The organism is Rugosimonospora acidiphila, from assembly GCF_039543385.1.
GTDB classification, from domain to species: domain Bacteria; phylum Actinomycetota; class Actinomycetes; order Mycobacteriales; family Micromonosporaceae; genus Rugosimonospora; species Rugosimonospora acidiphila.
The window spans coordinates 37369-53331 of record NZ_BAABJQ010000014.1 but is presented as its reverse complement, the minus strand read 5'-3'; the positions used below and the strand labels follow the sequence as shown (position 1 = coordinate 53331).

The 15963-nt window shown below is 69.9% G+C and carries 17 protein-coding genes; 5 read left to right on the top strand and 12 right to left on the bottom strand.

Going from position 1 to position 15963, the window contains the following annotated elements:
- Nucleotides 1-9: 9 nt before the first annotated feature.
- Nucleotides 10-1011, bottom strand: a complete 1002-nt coding sequence (locus tag ABEA87_RS22840; RefSeq protein ID WP_345632651.1) for a cupin domain-containing protein — start codon at nucleotides 1009-1011, stop codon at nucleotides 10-12.
- Between the two features lie 275 nt (nucleotides 1012-1286).
- Between ABEA87_RS22840 and ABEA87_RS22835 the strand changes: the two genes are divergently transcribed.
- The 3 genes from ABEA87_RS22835 to ABEA87_RS22825 all read left to right on the top strand — a co-directional run bounded on the left by ABEA87_RS22835 (nucleotide 1287) and on the right by ABEA87_RS22825 (nucleotide 4200).
- Nucleotides 1287-1988 carry a GntR family transcriptional regulator gene (locus ABEA87_RS22835; protein ID WP_345632650.1) on the top strand — a complete coding sequence of 234 codons (702 nt, stop codon included), beginning with the start codon at nucleotides 1287-1289 and terminating at the stop codon, nucleotides 1986-1988.
- Between the two features lie 287 nt (nucleotides 1989-2275).
- A complete protein-coding gene (locus ABEA87_RS22830) occupies nucleotides 2276-3757 on the top strand; it encodes a Rieske 2Fe-2S domain-containing protein (RefSeq protein WP_345632649.1) in 1482 nt (493 codons plus the stop codon).
- A 125-nt stretch (nucleotides 3758-3882) separates the two neighbouring features.
- The gene (locus tag ABEA87_RS22825; RefSeq protein ID WP_345632648.1) at nucleotides 3883-4200 is read left to right on the top strand and encodes a Rieske (2Fe-2S) protein; all 318 of its coding nucleotides are present in this window, start codon (nucleotides 3883-3885) and stop codon (nucleotides 4198-4200) included.
- 66 nt (nucleotides 4201-4266) lie between these two features.
- Here ABEA87_RS22825 and ABEA87_RS22820 read toward each other — a convergent pair whose 3' ends face one another.
- On the bottom strand, nucleotides 4267-4560 hold the full coding sequence (locus ABEA87_RS22820) for a winged helix-turn-helix transcriptional regulator (protein WP_345632647.1): 294 nt from the start codon (nucleotides 4558-4560) through the stop codon (nucleotides 4267-4269).
- Nucleotides 4561-4638: 78 nt separating this feature from the next.
- Here ABEA87_RS22820 and ABEA87_RS22815 point away from each other — a divergent pair, with 78 nt between their 5' ends.
- On the top strand, nucleotides 4639-5358 hold the full coding sequence (locus tag ABEA87_RS22815) for a DsbA family oxidoreductase (RefSeq protein ID WP_345632645.1): 720 nt from the start codon (nucleotides 4639-4641) through the stop codon (nucleotides 5356-5358).
- Nucleotides 5359-5429: 71 nt separating this feature from the next.
- The gene (locus ABEA87_RS22810; protein WP_345632643.1) at nucleotides 5430-5681 is read left to right on the top strand and encodes a hypothetical protein; all 252 of its coding nucleotides are present in this window, start codon (nucleotides 5430-5432) and stop codon (nucleotides 5679-5681) included.
- Between the two features lie 38 nt (nucleotides 5682-5719).
- On the opposite strand, the gene ABEA87_RS22805 is transcribed toward ABEA87_RS22810, so the two are convergent.
- The 10 genes from ABEA87_RS22805 to ABEA87_RS22760 all read right to left on the bottom strand — a co-directional run bounded on the left by ABEA87_RS22805 (nucleotide 5720) and on the right by ABEA87_RS22760 (nucleotide 15899).
- Nucleotides 5720-6721: an amidohydrolase family protein gene (locus tag ABEA87_RS22805; RefSeq protein ID WP_345632641.1), complete on the bottom strand. Its 1002-nt coding sequence runs from the start codon at nucleotides 6719-6721 to the stop codon at nucleotides 5720-5722.
- A 14-nt stretch (nucleotides 6722-6735) separates the two neighbouring features.
- Nucleotides 6736-7500: an alpha/beta fold hydrolase gene (locus tag ABEA87_RS22800; protein ID WP_345632640.1), complete on the bottom strand. Its 765-nt coding sequence runs from the start codon at nucleotides 7498-7500 to the stop codon at nucleotides 6736-6738.
- Between the two features lie 49 nt (nucleotides 7501-7549).
- A complete protein-coding gene (locus ABEA87_RS22795) occupies nucleotides 7550-8407 on the bottom strand; it encodes an SDR family oxidoreductase (protein ID WP_345632639.1) in 858 nt (285 codons plus the stop codon).
- A gap of 106 nt (nucleotides 8408-8513) precedes the next feature.
- Nucleotides 8514-9383: an ABC transporter ATP-binding protein gene (locus ABEA87_RS22790; RefSeq protein ID WP_345632637.1), complete on the bottom strand. Its 870-nt coding sequence runs from the start codon at nucleotides 9381-9383 to the stop codon at nucleotides 8514-8516.
- Between the two features lie 26 nt (nucleotides 9384-9409).
- Nucleotides 9410-10255, bottom strand: a complete 846-nt coding sequence (locus ABEA87_RS22785; protein ID WP_345632635.1) for an ABC transporter permease — start codon at nucleotides 10253-10255, stop codon at nucleotides 9410-9412.
- Nucleotides 10256-10345: 90 nt separating this feature from the next.
- Complete coding sequence (locus ABEA87_RS22780; RefSeq protein ID WP_345632634.1) at nucleotides 10346-11395, bottom strand: class III extradiol ring-cleavage dioxygenase family protein; 1050 nt, start codon at nucleotides 11393-11395, stop codon at nucleotides 10346-10348.
- Between the two features lie 35 nt (nucleotides 11396-11430).
- Entirely contained in the window at nucleotides 11431-12456 is a 1026-nt protein-coding gene (locus tag ABEA87_RS22775) for a dihydrodipicolinate synthase family protein (RefSeq protein WP_345632633.1), read from the bottom strand.
- A 58-nt stretch (nucleotides 12457-12514) separates the two neighbouring features.
- Nucleotides 12515-13990 carry an NAD-dependent succinate-semialdehyde dehydrogenase gene (locus tag ABEA87_RS22770; RefSeq protein WP_345632631.1) on the bottom strand — a complete coding sequence of 492 codons (1476 nt, stop codon included), beginning with the start codon at nucleotides 13988-13990 and terminating at the stop codon, nucleotides 12515-12517.
- On the bottom strand, nucleotides 13990-14988 hold the full coding sequence (locus ABEA87_RS22765; protein WP_345632629.1) for an ornithine cyclodeaminase family protein: 999 nt from the start codon (nucleotides 14986-14988) through the stop codon (nucleotides 13990-13992). The genes ABEA87_RS22770 and ABEA87_RS22765 overlap by 1 nt, the downstream gene beginning before the upstream one ends.
- Nucleotides 14989-15563: 575 nt before the next feature.
- Complete coding sequence (locus ABEA87_RS22760; RefSeq protein WP_345632627.1) at nucleotides 15564-15899, bottom strand: carboxymuconolactone decarboxylase family protein; 336 nt, start codon at nucleotides 15897-15899, stop codon at nucleotides 15564-15566.
- Nucleotides 15900-15963: the final 64 nt, after the last annotated feature.

Below are 15963 nucleotides of genomic sequence, written 5' to 3'. Positions count from 1 at the left end.
GCGGTGGGGTCAGGACCGGGAACGTTCCCGCTCCCGGTTGATCGCACCCGCCTCGATCGGGTTGCCGTCCTCGTCGTAGATGCGCTGGCTGCCGAAGCCCTCCGGCCACACGCTGGTGAACCAGGTGCGGATGCCGAAGGCGATGCGCAGCTGCTGAACCGGGTTCGGGTTGTCGTTGGTGTGTTCGTGCTCCCACATCGCGGGTGGGACGTAGAGCACGTCGCCGGCCTCCCACGGCACGTCGCGGCCCTGCATCTCGGTGTAGCCCTGCCCCTCGATGGCGTAGACGACCGCCTCCAGGTGCTTGTGGCGACCGCTGTGGTGGAAGGCCTCGTCCCGCCAGCGGGTGGTGACCGCCACGCTGACCGACCGGAAGCCGTTGCGGGGCACCACCAGGTGCTGGGTGAAGCCGTGCTGGTTGCGCACGGCCGCGATGTTGCCCTGCGCCGAGTAGGAGGGGTCGGTCGGCGCGTCCTCCAGATGGATCAGGGCGCGGCCGCCGTCGTCCTTGTAGTACTCGGAGACCTGAGCGGGCATCGCGGCCAGCTCGGCGGGGTCGTTGGGCCCGCACTCGGCGAGCTGCTGGATGCGCGCGACCCGGACGAAGCGCTCCAGGTCGAAGGCCATGCCCGACACGTACAGGACCGGCACGTCGCCGGTGTTGAAGTGCTGGTGCTCGTGCCAGAACGGGATGTGCAGCGTGCTGCCCTCGTGCCAGTCGAACCGCTGCCCCTCGATGATGCTGAAGCCCTCGCCGGAGAGGATGTGCAGGGACTCCTCGCCGTGGCGGTGCCGGCCGGTGTGCCAGCCCACCGGGATCTCGGCCTTGAGCACGTTGCTGCCCATGGTGGCGAAGCCGAGCTCGTTGGCCACCATGAGCTTGACCTTGGCGTCCTGTGGCGTGCTCACCCACGGGATGTCCTTGTCCCGCGCGACCGCGGGGGAGTTCCAGAATTCCTGCTGGAGGCGGTCGGGTGTTTCGAGCCAATCGTCATAGAAGGTCTTGGCCATGCCTCGCGTCCCTCCAGATGTAAACTGTGTGCTGGATACATTACACGGAAGCGGTGTTCCCGTGACCCAAGATTCTTTCCGGCTTCCGAGCGCCATTCGGGGGCGGTGGTGTCGCTGGCGTCGAGCGAAGTGGATATAGCATACTGTGATCTGCCACTGGCGGGTCGGCGCTTCTTCGGCCCGGTGCGGCAGCGCCAAACTCAGCTTTGCACCGCTGCCGCAACCACCGTGAAACGGCAACTCTCCAGGTACGTCTTACCCATCAGGGAGCCCAGTTGACAAACTCCGCCTCCGTTCCCGGTGACCGCCGCCTGCACCGTCGCACCACCTCTGACACGGTGGCCGACGAACTGCGCTCAGCGATCCTCCGCGGCGACTTCGAAGATGGCATGGAGCTCAACCAGGTCGACCTCGCCCGCGAGTTCGGTGTGTCCCGGGTCCCGATTCGGGAGGCGTTGCGCCAGCTCAAGGCCGAGGGCCTGATCTCCTCCGAGCCGCACATGCGCGCCGCTGTGGTGGGCCACACCCTGGAGCGGGTCATCGAGATCCTGGAGCTACGCATCCTGCTGGAGACGTACCTGCTCTCGCGCAGCGCCACCCGGATGACCAAGGGCGACTTCGCGGAATTGCGCGCCATGTGCGACAAGATGGGGCGCACCCGCAGCCACGAGGACTGGCTCGTGTTGAACACCGCGTTCCATGACCGGCTGTACGACCACGCCGACGCGCCGGTCGCCCGTGACCTGGCACACCAGCTGACCATGCGGGTGCAGCGCTACACCCGGATGGTCCGGTCCGGCCGCAACAAGCGCAGCGGCGACCCGAACGCGGAGCACGTCGCGATCCTCGACGCGCTGGAGCGGGGAGACGTGTCCGCCGCGCGGCAGGAGTTGGAGCGCCACATCCAGCACACGGCCGCGCGGGTCAAGCAGATCTTCGTAGACCGTGGTGAGCAGGCCAAAGCGACCACGGCCTGACGCCGGCGGCCGGCGCGCCCCACGCAGGGGCGTCCCACGTCCGTTCGCGACGCCCCGGGTGGGATCCACCCGGGGCGTCGCGCGTTTCGCCAGCCGGAACTCCCGCGCCGAAATCGGGGTGCGGTCAGCGCGGATGCGTCGCTCGAGTGTCTTGCATTCTGAATACAGTTGCCCAATACTGATAACGCGCAGAGCCGACACCAGCACGCGACGCGACCCGTGTCGGGGGCCGCGTCACGGGGTGCTGCTGTCGGGCCGATCAAGTGCAGCCTGTCGAAGGGACCATCGTGGGAGCCAATATTCGGTTTCATGAGTGGCGTACGGAACGCCGGATCCGGGCCGCGGCCACCAGGGGAATCCGGCCGCCACTGACCAATCCCCTCGACGAGACGCTCAATCCGCTGCCAGCCGAGGGCGAGCAGGTCAAGGACCGCCGCCAGCTCGTACCGGCCCTGGGTCTGCGCGAGTACTGGTGGCCGGCGCTGCCCAGCAAGAGGGTGCCCAAGAAGCGCCCGATCTACTGGAAGCTGCTCGGCGAGGAGTTGGCCTTCTTCCGCAACGCCGACGGCAGCGTGGCCGCGGTCAGCGACGTCTGCCCGCACCGCGGCGCGAGCCTCGCGCAGGGCAGGAGCTTCTATCCGGGCACCGTCTCGTGCCCCTACCACGGCGCGACGTTCGACGGTAAGGGCGCCTGCAAGGCGTTCATCACCGAGGGCCCGGCCTCGAAGATGGTCGGCGACCTGCGCGTGCGCGCCTACCCGGTGCAGGAGCACAAGGGTTGGGTCTTCGTCTGGATGGGCCGCGAGGAGCCCTCCCCGATCGAGCAGGACGTGCCGCCGGAGTTCTTCGAACCCGACACCACCATCGTGCTGACCACCTACACCTACTGGCGCAGCTCGTGGATCCTGGCCATCGAGAACCAGGATGACCCGCACAACTCCCTCTATGCGCACCGCAACTCGCTGATGCAGCTGATGTCGCCCCGGTTCCGGGCGCGTACCCCGGTCGGGCCGCGGGCCAAGCTGGTCGAGGACCGCGCCCTGGTCATCCTGAACCTCAACCAGAAGTACTACGCCGACGAGAACGGCCAGCTGCCCTACCAGATGCACTACCCGGACGTGGACGGCGTGTGGCCGCTGTCCCTGTGGCGCAAGCGGCTGTGGAAGCTGTTCTCGCCCTGGTACAAGTACATCGTCTGGCGGCCCTCGCGACTCAACCGCCGCTTCGAGGTGGAGGCCGAGGAGTGGGGCAAGGGCCGGGGCTCCTCGTGGCACCTGCCGGCGATCGTGCGCCGCAACTTCAACACCTACATGTTCTCCCGGTGGGCGGTGCCGGTCGACCCCGAGCTGTCCCGGATTGTCTACATGCACGCCCGCCGTACCCGGCACGGCGTCACCAGGGCGGCGCTGCGGGTGTGGTGGCGGCTCTACTACAACTGGTGGAACTACTACAACTTCTCCGGCGCCGACGACAAGGTCGCCTCGCCGTCGCGCTACTGGACGCCGGAGAGCCTGTCGGCCACCGACTCGCACCTGGTCATGCTGCGCCGCCTGATCACCGAGCGCTCGCGCGACGCCAAGCTGCGCTTCGCCCGCGGTCAGAAGCCGGAGAACGCCAACAAGGTCACCACTCCGCCGGAGAAGGACGGCATCGTCCGGCAGGTCGGGGTGGGCATGCGCCCGCCGGAGGAACTGCTGGACGACCTGCCGGAGTTCGAGGGCGGCCGGGACACGGCGGTGCCCGTGTTCATCTCCGACGCGAAAAAGTGACCACGCGCCGACGGCCGCCGGGGTGCGGCAGCCGGCGCGCATCGGGCAAACACCTGACCGGTGGGGTCCGGGCCGCCACGGCGTACCCGGGCCCCGTCCTGTGCACAGAGGAAGGAACGCGAGAAATGGGCGACAACTGGGTGTCGGCGTGTCCGCGCGAGGCGCTCCGCTCGGGCGAGATGACCATGGAGGAGCTGTCCGGCAACGAGATTGTCCTCGCCGACGTGGACGGTGAGGTCTTCGCGTTCGACGGCATCTGCACGCACGCGTTGGGCTACCTCGACCAGGGTGACCTCGACGGGTACCAGGTGCTGTGCCCGCTGCACGAGGGCCGCTTCGACATCCGCACCGGCAAGGTGGTCGCGGGGGAGCCGGATGAGCCGATCGCGGTGTACCCCACGAAGGTCCAGGACGGCACCGTCTACGTCAACGTCCCCGAGTGACACCGGCGCCGCCCGGCGCACGCGCACTGGCCCCGGCTCTCCGTCAGGAGGGTCGGGGCCACTGCTTTAGGGGGAGGCAACGGGTTCAGCGCCCCGGGGTCCGCTGTTGTCGTCCCCGGTCTGATGGCGGCGGATCTCGCCGTGGTGGTTGGCGGACCAGGACGCCAGGGCCAGGACGGTGGGCAGCAGCGAGGTACCGAGTTCGGTGAGGGCGTACTCGACGCGGGGCGGGACCTCGGGGTAGGACGTCCGGGTAACGAGCCCGGTGCGCTGTTCGCCCTGGTATCGACCCGTCTGCGCCGAAGATCCCCGCGCTCCTGGCCGCTCGCCACCCCCTCCGTCATTGGACCCTACGCACATGAATGTGCCTTTTGTGGCTCTCCGATTCTAATGCATGATGGGTCTACGAACAGGAAGTAAGAAACGAAGGAGGGCGACATGAAGGTCGAGTTCTGGTCGGACATCGTCTGCCCCTATTGCGGGCTGATGGACCACCGACTCCACCTGGCACTGGACCGGTTGCCGTACGGCGAGCAGGTGCGGGTGATCCACCGATCGTTCCAACTGCACCCCGATCTGCCACGCGAGGGCGTCAGCCAACGTAAGTTGCTCGAGCTGGTCGGGGCCCCCACGACGATGGTGGACCGGGTCCTGCGGCCGATCGAGCGGGTAGCCGAGGCGGAGGGCCTGACGCCCTACCACGCGGTCGACCGCACGCTGGGCCCGACAGACCTGGCCCACGAACTGCTCGCCTACGCGACCGACCAGGGCCGCGGCGACGAGATCTGGACGGCGATGTTCCGGGCGCACTTCGGGCAGGCCCGCAAGCTGTGGACCGCCGAGGAGGTCCTCGATTTCGCCGCGGAGGTGGGCCTGGACCGCGCCGGGGCGGCCGAGGCCCTGCGTAGCCGCCGCTACCAGGCCCGCGTGACGGCCGACCAGCGCGAGGCTCAGCGGCTTGGCGCCCACGGCGCGCCGTTCCTCGTCTTCGACGGCCGCTTCGCGGTGCCCGGGGCGATCGGCCTCGATGACCTGATCACGGTCCTGGACAAGGTGTGGGCCGAAAGCCATCCCACGCCGCAGCCGCTGCCGGTCGTCGGTGGCGCCGAGGGCGTGTGCACCCCGGACGGGTGTGCGCTGCCCGACCGCACGGTCTGACGCCGCTCGCCCCAGGCGAGGAATTCCCAGAACCGCCATTCACCGGAGCGGACCGCTCGGGTGGCCCGAGGGTGGCCAGGACGAACAGCATCACGCTGGTGAAGGCGGCGAAGGTCCGCGACATCCCCAACGTCTGGACCAGCAGCAGGGAGGACGACAACCACGCCGGAGGATCCGTGTTCCCGATCTCCGACAACGCGGCGAACCTGCGCATGGCGGGCTGGCGAAGTAGCCGCGGCACCCCGGCGGGCCCGACGGCGGGCCGGCGCGGCTTGGCCCGGCCGGACCCGGTTCACCACGCCGTAGGCCCCGATCCTCCCTGAGGAGAGTCGGGGCCACGGCGCGAGGGGGTGGGGGAGGCCTACAGACCGAGGAAGGCCCGCGCGTTGGACTCCTGGATGTCCAGGCGCACCGCGCCCGGCAGGTCGAGGTCGGTCAGCGGCCACTCCGGCGGGACGTCCAGGAACGGATAGTCCGAGCCGATCACGATCTGGCCGGTACCCACGAAGTCGATCAGGTACCGCAGCGCCGCCGGGTCGAACAGCAGGATGTCGTAGAACAGCCGGCGGGCGACCACCTCGGGTGGGGTGGGCAGCCGCTTGCGCATCGGCGCCTTGGTCCGCCAGGTGTGGATCAGCCTCGGCAGCGCCAGCCCCAGCCCGCCGCCGCCGTGGCTGGCCAGCAGCCGCAGCGTCGGGCTGGCCTCCAGGGTGCCGTTGGCGATCAGCCCGGCCACCGCCAGCGCGATGTCCAGCGGGAAGCACACCGCGCTGGCCGCCGGCCCCGGTACCGCCGCGGCCATCGGCGGCTGGAAGGCGTGCAGGAACACCGCCAGGCCCAGCCGGTCCGCCTCCACGAACACGTCCCGGAACCGGGGATCGGCGATGCTGACCCCGTTGACGTTGGTACCCAGCTCGACCCCCGACAGCCCGAGCGCCTTGACCGTGGCCAGCTCGGCCGCGGCCGCCTCGGGCTCCTGCAGCGGCACGGTACCCAGCCCGTAGAACACGCCGGGGTGCGCCCGTACGGCGTCGGCGAGCCACGTGTTCAGCGCCCGGGAGAAGTCGAGCGCCGGGGCGATCGGGGCCCAGTAGGAGAAGAGGTGGGGCATGGGGGACAGCACCTGTGCGTGGCAGCCCCGGCCCGGCAGGTCGGCCCGGCGGGCCTCCAGGTCCCAGGCGGTACGCGCCACGGTCCGGTACAGTGCGCCGTCGACCAGCACGTCGCCCGTCTCCGGTCCGGTACGCAGCACCGGCCACCGTGGGTCGCCGGTCACCCCGAAGGGCAGACCGTCCGGTACGACGTGGGTGTGCACGTCGATGGTCGCGCCGCCCGCGGCGGGTGGCGGTGGTTCGAGGGACATCCAGACGCTCCGTGTCAGTCGAGGATCGGCCGCAGCGCCGCCACGACCTCGTCGGGCCGCTCCAGGCAGCTGAGGTGCTTGCACCCGGGTATCACCGTCAGGTCGGCCCCGGAGATCGCCTTGGCCAGCGCCTGGGCGTGCGGAGGCGGGGTGGCCTGATCGAGTTCGCCCACCACCACCGCGGTCGGCACCGCGATCCGTTCCAGCCGCTCGCGCAGGTCCATCGCGCCCAGCGCCGTGCAGCTGGCCACGTAGTTGTCCAGGTCGTTGCGGCGGAAGATCTCCAGCAGGCGTTCGCACAGCTCACCGTGGGAACCGCGGAACCCGTCGGTGAACCAGCGCTCCAGCTGGAAGCCGGCCAGCGAGGACAGGCCCCGCTCCCGGGCCTGCCCGGCCCGGGCGGCCCACGCGGCCGGGGCGTCCTCGCCGTACCAGGCGGTGGTGTCGACCAGCCCGAGGCGGCCGACGAGGTCGCCGTGGCGGATGGTCAGTGCCTGCGCCACCGACCCGCCCAGCGACATGCCGATCAGGGTCACGTCGCGCATGCCCAGCGTGCGCAGCAGCTCGGCGACGCCGTCGGCCATCGACTCGACGCTGCTGGGGTCGCCGTACGGAGCGGGTCCGTGGCCGGGCAGGTCGGGTGCCAGGACGGTGACGCCCGGACCGAGCAGGGGGGCGAAGTCCCGCCAGATCGTGCCGTCCATGGCGAGGGAGTGCAGCAGGACCACGGTGCGGTCGCCACCCTGGCCCACGAGGTCGTAGCGCAGCTGTCCGGTCATGTCTCCTCGGTCGTCTCGAAGTGGGGGTGGGTGCCGCCGGCGCGCGGCGTCAGATCATGCTCGATCCGCCGTTGACGCTGAGCACCTGGCCGGTAATGAACGAGGCGTCGTCGGAGGCCAGGAAGGCCACGGCGGCGGCCTGCTCCTCGGGCTCGGCCCGGCGCCCCATCGGGATGGTGGTCAGCACCCGCTCCCGCAGCACCTCGCGGGACGCCTGGTCCTGTTCGCTCATCGAGGCGTACCGGGGGCTGATCCGGTCCGGTTGCGAGTTGGTGCCGCCGGGGGCCACGCAGTTGCAAGTGATGCCGGTCTCGGCGACCTCGCGGGCGATGCTCGTGGTGAGCGCGTGCACGCCGCCCTTGCCCACGTTGTAGGGGGCCCGGTCCCACAGCCCGTTGCGCACCGACTCGGCCCCGATGTTGACGATGCGCCCGGCGCCGCGCTCGATCATGTGCGGCAGTACCGCGCGGCAGCAGAACAGCGTCGGCAGCAGCGACCGGTTCATCTCGGTGAGCATCTCCTCCGGCTCCCACTCGACGAACGGCTTGAACGAGGTGGCACCGCCGACGATGTTGGCCAGGATGTCGATGCGACCCTCCAGCCGTACCGTCTGGGCCGCGAGCTCGGCCACGCCCGCGTAGTCGGTCAGGTCGCCGGTCAGGCCGCGTACCCGCGCGCCGTGGGTGGTCAGCTCCTCGACGGTACGGGCACAGCCCGCCTCGCTGCGGTCCCAGATGACCACCCCGGCGCCCTCGGCGGCCAGCCGCCGGGCGACGGCCCGGCCGATGCCCTGCCCGGCGCCGGTGACCACGGCGATCTTGCCGCGCAGCCGGTTGCGGGCGCGCACATCGAGCGCCTCGGCCGCCTCGGCGTCCACCAGTTGTACTGCGTTGTCGGTACCGGTCACAGCCGTCGTCCTCTTCCTGTTCGGTGGTGGGGGTTTCCAACTGGTCTGGCTCGGCGTGTGTGGCGCCGCGCCGCGACCCGGACCAGTCGTGGGTCGGTGAACACGGCTACCGGCCGCCGGAGGCGCTTTCGGCCGGTTCGAGGGCGCGCAGCATGTCCCGCAGCTGCCGGACCAGCGGGCCGTAGCCCGACTGGTGGCGGGTCTCGTCGACGGTGCGACCGCGGCCCAACGGGATGTCCATGACGCCCTCGACCACGCTGCCCGGCCCGCGGGACAGCACGACACACTGGTCGGCCAGCAGTACCGCCTCATCCACCTGGTGGGTGACCATCAGCACGGTCAGCTTGGTGAGTTCCCGGATGCGCAGCAGTTCGTCGGACAGCCGGTCGCGGGTCTGCGGGTCCAGCGCGGAGAACGGCTCGTCCATCAACAGCAGGACGGGATCGTTGGCCAGCGCCCGGGCCAGGTTGGCGCGCTGCTGCATGCCGCCGGAGAGCTGGTGCGGGTAGTGCTCGGCGAACTTGCTCAGGCCGACCATGTCGAGCATGTGCCCGACCCGGTCGCGTACCTCGGCCTTGGGGGTACCGCGCAGCTCCAGCCCGTACCCGACGTTGCGCTCCACCGTGCGCCAGGGCATCAACGCCGGGCTCTGGAACACCACGGAGCAGTCGGCCCGGGGTCCGGTCACGGCCGAGCCGTCGACCAGCAACCGGCCGTGCTGGTAGCCGAGCAGGCCGCAGACCGAGCGCAGGAAGGTGGACTTGCCGCAGCCGGTCGGTCCGACCAGCGCGACCAGGGAGTCGTCGGGCACGTTGAAGGTCAGCGACCGTACCGCCTCGAAGAAGGAGCCGTGGCGCTGGCTGAAGTACCCGATGCCGACGTCCTCGACCTCCAGCTTGAGGGGGCCGGCCGCGGGTGCCGTGCGTTGCTGGGTAGGGGTCGCGGTGGCTGCCGTCACCGCGAGTTCACTGTCCATGACCTCTCCTCGTCCGTTCGCCGCGCTCATGAGGTGCGCCAGCGCTGGAAGCGGCGTTCGAGTATCCGCAGCAACTGGGTGGCGATCAGCCCGAGGGCCGAGATGATCACGAGGCCGGCGAACAGCTGTGGCGCCTCGAAGCTCTGCGCGGCGGCCTGCATCGTGAAGCCGAGCCCGGAGCTGCTGCCGGCCAGGAACTCGGCCACCACCACGCCGATGAGGCCGTTGCCGATGGCCAGCCGCACCCCGGACAGCACCTGCGGAAGGGCACCCGGAAGCACGACCGTGCGGATCAGCTGCAGGCGGCTGGCCTTCTGGGAACGGGCCATCTCGATCAGCAGCGGATCCACGGAGTGCACCCCGGTCATCGTGTTGATGAGCACGGGGAACACCGACATCAGGAAGACCATCGCTATGCCGGTGGTGCGCCCGATGCCGAACCACAGGATCAGCAGCGGGACCAGCGCGATGCGGGGCGAGGCATACACCAGGCTGACCAGATAGTCGAGGAAGAACCCGACCCGCTTGTACCAGCCCATGAGCAGGCCCAGCACGATGCCGGCCACCAGGGACAGGAGCAGGCCGTAGATGAAGGTCAGCCCGGTGGTGCTCAGGTCCTTGGCGAACTGGGCGGTGGTGATGTAGTCCCACATCGCGCGCGCCACGTCGGTCGGGGAGCTGACGAACAGCTTGTTCACCCAACCGGCATCGGCGGCGACCTGCCAGGCCACCAGTACCAGGATCAGGCACAGGGTGCCGAGCACGATCGGCTCTCGGCGCCGGTAGCGCAGCCGCCACGGCGACATGCCCCTCGGGGCCCCCGAGGCGCCGACCTGACGGTCGGCCGGCGCCTCACTCGTCACTGTGCTCATACCGCGACCGCCTCTCCTCGCCCGTTCATGGTGTCCGTCCGGGCGCGGTCGGGCCCATCACCGATGTGCGCATCATCATTGATGTCCTCGCTAGAAGAGCACGAATGCCTTGTTGGAGTTGAAGATGTACGTCTCGACCAGTTCGGCCCACTGCAGCTTGCTGCCGAGCTCGGACATCGCGCCCAGCAGGCAGAACCAGTTGAGCATCTCCTGCTGTCCGGACTTGGTGATCGATTCCAGCGGGTACGAGCGCCAGGCGTCGTAGTCGCCGGCCTCCAGCGCCTCGAACAGCCGACGGTCGCTGGCCACGTCCGGGTACAGGTACCGGTTGCAGGCCGCGAGGAAGCCGTGTGACCAACTCGCGGAGGCGACCAGGGCCACCCGCCACGGACTGGCCGCCATCACCCGGGCGGTCGCCGCGCCGAGATCGAAGCAGCGGGTGGGGGACGGCGACGGCGGGTCCAGGGCGTCGCCGCTGGGCGGGTTGCCCGGGTCGACGAACAGCCCCTTAGCCGAGATGACCAGCCCGCCGTAGCAGTTCACCGAGATCGGCAGGATCGGGTACGGGAAACCCTTACGGTCGTAGTCCAGGTACAGCACCGTGTTGGTGAACGCGTGCGACAGGCCGTCGTACTCGTTGGGGCGGTAGCTGTACGCGACGTCGAAGCCGGCCTCGATCAGGCCACCGGCCAGGTACCGGCCGGCCCGGTTGTTGCCGGCCACCCGCAGCTCGGTGTCGGAGTCCTCGCCCCACGCGTTGTCGCCGAGGTGGAAGTTCTTCCACGGCTTGTGCGTGAACTCGTCGTACGCCAGCACACAGAACGGCGGGATGACGCTCTCTTTGAAGTTCTCGTACTGGTCGTCGCCCCACACCACGACGAGGTCGGGGTTGAACTCGTCGAGGCGGGTGCGGACGGTGGCGAGATTGCGCCGCAACCGGTCGCGGTGCTCCGCGGCGGCGGACAGGCCCCGGTCGTCGCCGAGTTCGGCGACCAGCTCGGCGGGCAGCGCCGAGCCGGTCTTCGCCTCCTCCGGCGTCGAGGGATGATTGATCATGCGGGTGAACGCCGCGGTCATCCGTTCGTCCTGAGCGGACAAGGGCGGGAAGTGGGTCATGCCCACGCCTAGTATTTCGGCCATCTCTCCTCCGTGTCGCCAGTTGTGTCGTGGGGCGCTCAGGCCGGGTTGCGACTGACGAAGAACTCCGAGAAGTCGGTCGGCGCCTTGTCAATGATCTTGCTGCGGACCAGGCCGTCGGCGGTCGCCCGCATCTGCGCGTCGGACAGCTTCATCGCCGGCTGGCGCAGCGGGCCGCCGTTGTAGCCGGTCAGCCAGGCCTGGTACTTCCACAGGTACCGGTGGATGAAGTTGGCGCCCTCGAAGGCGGCCTGGGCCGAGCCGCGGGTGGTGCGCGCGGCCTGGGTCTGCCAGTAGATGTCGATGGCCTCGTCGCGGCGGCCCTCGGTCAGGGCGGCGAACATCCGCGGCATCCGGTCGCCGTAGTACTCGTAGTTGCTGGTGCCCATCCACTGCATGCCGAAGACGTCGGTCCAGATCGGCGCGTTGGGCTCGAACGGGTCGGACACCACGATGTTGTGGTCCTTCAGCGCCCTGAAGCACTCGTACGTGCCGGTCGCGCCGGGGCGGCCCACCTCGTACTTGACGCCGATGACGTTCTCGAAGTCGGCCATCTCGATGATCGCGTCCAGCGGGAACCCGCTCGGGTGCACCCGGCTGAAGTTCCAGTGCTGGGCGCAGAACAGCACCACGCCGAGGTCGACGTTGTCGCAGATGTTCTTCGTGTAGTCGATGATGTCCTGCGCCGACTTGGGGTAGAAGCTGTTGGGGTGGCCCAGCAGCACCGCGTCCAGGCCGATCGCCTTGGCGTCCTTGGACATGGCGATGATCTGGTCGGAGTTGTCGAAGGTGCCGTGCAGCAGGATCTGGTGCTGCCCCTTGGCCTCGTCGACGGCGATCTCCATGAACTGCCGCATCTCGTCCAGCGTGGTGCCGACCTCGGACACCAGCAGCGCCCCGGTGAAGCCGAGCTCCATGTTGCGCCGCACGTCGTGGCGGATGCCCGCTTCGTTGAGGCCGCTGAGGTCCGACTTGAAGCTGGGGATGATCACGTTGCAGACCCCGAGCAGGTTCTGCTTGGCCCAGTCCTTCGCCTCGGACTTCTCGTAGCCGCTGCCAGCCATTGTCACTCCGCTCCCTTGGTGCGTTGGAAAGAAAGGATGTTCGTGTGGTGTCGTGGGTTCATTGAGATACGTTCAGCGCGACGTACTTGGTGTCGAGGTATTCGGCGATGCCCTCGCTGCCGCCCTCCCGGCCCAGGCCCGACGCCTTGACTCCGCCGAACGGGGCCGCCGCGTTGGACACGATGCCCTGGTTGAGGCCGACCATCCCGACGTCCAGGGCCTCGCTGACCCGCACCGCGCGGTCGAGGTTCTTGGTGAAGACGTAGGCGACCAGGCCGTACTCGGTGTCGTTGGCGAGATCGATGGCCTGCTGCTCGCTGTCGAACGCGATGACCGGCGCGACCGGGCCGAAGATCTCCTCGCGCATCAGCTCGGCGTCCAGCGGTACCGCGTCGAGCACGGTGGGCGGGTAGAAGAAGCCCGGCCCCGCGGGCGCCCGCCCGCCGGTCAGGACCCGGGCGCCCCGCCCGACGGCGTCGCCGACGAGCCGGTCGACCTTCTGCACGGCGGCCGGCTCGATCAGCGGCCCGATCTGGGTGCCGTCGTCCAGCCCGTGACCCAGCCGCAGCGCCGCGAACCGTTCCGCCAGCGCCTTGGCGAAGTCGGCGGCGACCGCGCGTTGGACGTAGAAGCGGTTCGCCGCGGTGCACGCCTCGCCCATGTTGCGCAGCTTGGCCAGCATCGCGGCGTCCACCGCCGCGTCCAGGTCCGCGTCGGCGAACACCAGGAACGGCGCGTTGCCGCCCAGCTCCATGGAGGTGCGTACGATCTGCCGGCCGCACTGCTCCAGCAGGATCCGGCCGACCTCGGTGGAGCCGGTGAACGACAGCTTGCGGATCCGGCCGTCGTCGAGCAGGGGGCGGGTCACCTCGGCCGGGGTGGTCGTGGTGAGCACGTTGAGCACGCCCGGCGGCAGCCCGCACTCAATGAGCACCTGGGACAGCAGCAGGGTGGTCAGCGGGGTCAGCTCGGACGGCTTGATGATCATCGTGCAGCCGGCCGCGATCGCCGGAGCGATCTTGCGGGTGGCCATCGCCAGCGGGAAGTTCCACGGCGTGATGAGCAGGCACGGCCCGACCGGCTGGCGCATCACCATGATGCGCCCGGAGCCGTTCGGAGCGACCTGGTAGCCGCCATCGATGCGCACGGCCTCCTCCGAGAACCAGCGCAGGAAGTCGGTGCCGTAGTCCAGCTCGCCCTGGGCCTCGGCCAGGGGCTTGCCCATTTCCAGGGTCATCAGCGCGGCGAACTCGTCGCGCCGGCGGCGCACCTCGTCGTACGCGCCGCGCAGGATGTCCGCGCGGACCCGGGGCGGGGTGTGCCGCCAGGTCCGCTGCGCCCGCACCGCCGCCTCCAGCGCCGCCGTGGCGTCCTCGGCACGCGCGTCGGCCACGGTGGCCAGCTCGGCGCCGGTCGCCGGGTCGTGGACCCGGAAGGTGGCGCCGGCCGCCGAAGCGGTCCAGGTGCCGTCCACCAGCAGTCCCGATGGCAGGTCCACCGGTAGCCGTGGATGGCGGGTAGCGACCGCGTCCATCAGCTGACCCTTACCGCGTTGTTGGCGAACGGCTTGAGCGCCGCCAGCTCGCCCAGCTGCCGGCCGCGGCCGTCGCGCTGCGCGCCGTCCAGCAACAGGCGGGCCAGGGCCAGGTCCTGCAGGGCCGTGCCCACCGACTTGTAGGTCAGAAGGTCCCGCTCCGCGGAGCGGCGCAGCAGCGAGGCGTCGGCCGACACTGACGCGACCGGGGCAAGGTGGTCGCGGGTCAGATCCCCGTCGGCCAGCGCGGCCAGGATGTCTCCCGATTCGGCGAGCACCTGACGCAGGTCGTCCACGACCAGGGTGCCGGTCCGTCGCATGGTGGCCGCGTCCAGTTCGCGCAGGTTTGGCCGGGTGGACCCGACCGACAGCACGGTGGCGCCGGTGGCCAGGTGGGCGCCGTCGAGCACCGGGGTGCGCGACTTGGTGGCCAGCATGACCAGGTCGGCGTCGGCGAGCGCGGCCTGCGAGCTGTCGCAGGGGGTCACCTTCACGTCGAGTTCGGCGGTCATCCGGGTGGCGAAGTCGACGCGGCGCTCGGGGGAGGGGCTGAAGACGCAGATGGCCTCGAAGTCCCAGGTGCGGGTCAGCGCCTTGGTGTGCCCGTCGGCCTCGTACCCGGAGCCGATGACCGCGAGCGTGCGGGGCGGCCGGGTGACCATCAGCTTCGCGGCGGTCGCGGTGAACGCGGCGGTGCGCAGCCGGGTCAGTTCGTCGGCGTCGAACGCGCCCAGCAACTCCCCGGTCGCCGATTCGTACAGCAGCACCAGGTACCGGTTGCCGATGCCCTCGGTCAGGGTCATCACCTTGACGCCCATCACCGGTCCGAGCACCGCGGGCATCACCCGCAGGAACCCGTGCCCGCTGGGCACGTCGATGCGGGGCGGCAGCTGACTGTTGCCAGAGGACTCGGCCTCTACCGCGGCCAGGGCGGCGCGCTCGCACAACTCGTGCGTGGCGAGCGCCTTGATGTCGTCGCTGTCCAGAAAGAGGGTCATGCGGCGGTCCGTTCGTAGTCGGGTTCCCGTGCAATGGCTACTGTCAACACTTTCGAGAAGTACCTCCGCGGGAAGTCTTCGACAGTCGCGCTCTCGTTGGCTGGATCGCCCGCCGGGCGCGGTCGGCGTCCGTGGTTCCGGATCGCGATCCCTGTTGCTGGGATGCTAGCAGGGCTTCGGGCTACTGTATACACCTTGCCGGTGTTGTTCTGGCCGGTGTTCGCGGTTGGCGCCGGGGCGCGCATCCGCACGTAAACCCTGATGGGACAAGGGTTTCCGGGCCACCCGGCCGGCCATCCGGCTCGGGTGGCTGGCCGGGCGGGTCGCGGTCGCGACACGGCCGCGGCCACGCTTAACCCCGCGGCCCTGGTCGGGGCAGGTTGGGCCACCGCTTCACGACGCGGTCCTGGTCGGGCCACGTGCACGGCGCCGCCACGTGCACGGCGCCGCCACGTGCACGGCGCCGCCACGCTCACGGCGCCGCCACGCTCACGGCACCGCCACGCTCGCGACGTGGCCACGGTCCTGGCCGCGGTCGGCTGACGGCGCGGCCACGTTCGCCGGCTGGTCGGTGCTCAGGCGTTGGCCGGGACGGCGACCGACTCGTACGCCGTCTGCGCCGCGCGCAGTGCCGCCACGACGTCGTTGAACAGCGTGCTCGCCGCGAGCGTGGCGACGATGGCCTGGTTGATCTGCTCGATCGTGACCCCGAGGGTCAGTGCCCGCTTCACGTGCACGGCGAGGCTGTTCAGCTGCCCGACGGAGGCGAGCGAGCCGATCACGATCAGCTCGACGGTCGCCTGGTCGAGCGGGCCGGCCTCGACGGCGTGGCGCAGCTGCGCGAAGGCCTCGGCGGCCGCGGGGTTCGCTGCGGCGAGCACCTCGGCGGGGCGCTTCTGCGGTTGGCTCATGGTCGCTCCTAACGGTCGCGCTCCATCGCTGGCGATGAAGTAAACTGTATTCATTTTTCCACGC

Excerpts from the sequence above, each read along its gene's own strand:
- ABEA87_RS22770 (WP_345632631.1), bottom strand. The coding sequence starts at position 13,990 with ATGGACGCGGTCGCTACCCGCCATCCACGGCTACCGGTGGACCTGCCA.
- ABEA87_RS22780 (WP_345632634.1), bottom strand. The coding sequence starts at position 11,395 with ATGGCCGAAATACTAGGCGTGGGCATGACCCACTTCCCGCCCTTGTCC.
- ABEA87_RS22825 (WP_345632648.1), top strand. The coding sequence starts at position 3,883 with ATGGGCGACAACTGGGTGTCGGCGTGTCCGCGCGAGGCGCTCCGCTCG.
- ABEA87_RS22805 (WP_345632641.1), bottom strand. The coding sequence starts at position 6,721 with ATGTCCCTCGAACCACCGCCACCCGCCGCGGGCGGCGCGACCATCGAC.
- ABEA87_RS22840 (WP_345632651.1), bottom strand. The coding sequence starts at position 1,011 with ATGGCCAAGACCTTCTATGACGATTGGCTCGAAACACCCGACCGCCTC.
- ABEA87_RS22760 (WP_345632627.1), bottom strand. The coding sequence starts at position 15,899 with ATGAGCCAACCGCAGAAGCGCCCCGCCGAGGTGCTCGCCGCAGCGAAC.
- ABEA87_RS22785 (WP_345632635.1), bottom strand. The coding sequence starts at position 10,255 with ATGAGCACAGTGACGAGTGAGGCGCCGGCCGACCGTCAGGTCGGCGCC.
- ABEA87_RS22800 (WP_345632640.1), bottom strand. The coding sequence starts at position 7,500 with ATGACCGGACAGCTGCGCTACGACCTCGTGGGCCAGGGTGGCGACCGC.
- ABEA87_RS22815 (WP_345632645.1), top strand. The coding sequence starts at position 4,639 with ATGAAGGTCGAGTTCTGGTCGGACATCGTCTGCCCCTATTGCGGGCTG.
- ABEA87_RS22790 (WP_345632637.1), bottom strand. The coding sequence starts at position 9,383 with ATGGACAGTGAACTCGCGGTGACGGCAGCCACCGCGACCCCTACCCAG.
- ABEA87_RS22765 (WP_345632629.1), bottom strand. The coding sequence starts at position 14,988 with ATGACCCTCTTTCTGGACAGCGACGACATCAAGGCGCTCGCCACGCAC.
- ABEA87_RS22820 (WP_345632647.1), bottom strand. The coding sequence starts at position 4,560 with ATGTGCGTAGGGTCCAATGACGGAGGGGGTGGCGAGCGGCCAGGAGCG.
- ABEA87_RS22775 (WP_345632633.1), bottom strand. The coding sequence starts at position 12,456 with ATGGCTGGCAGCGGCTACGAGAAGTCCGAGGCGAAGGACTGGGCCAAG.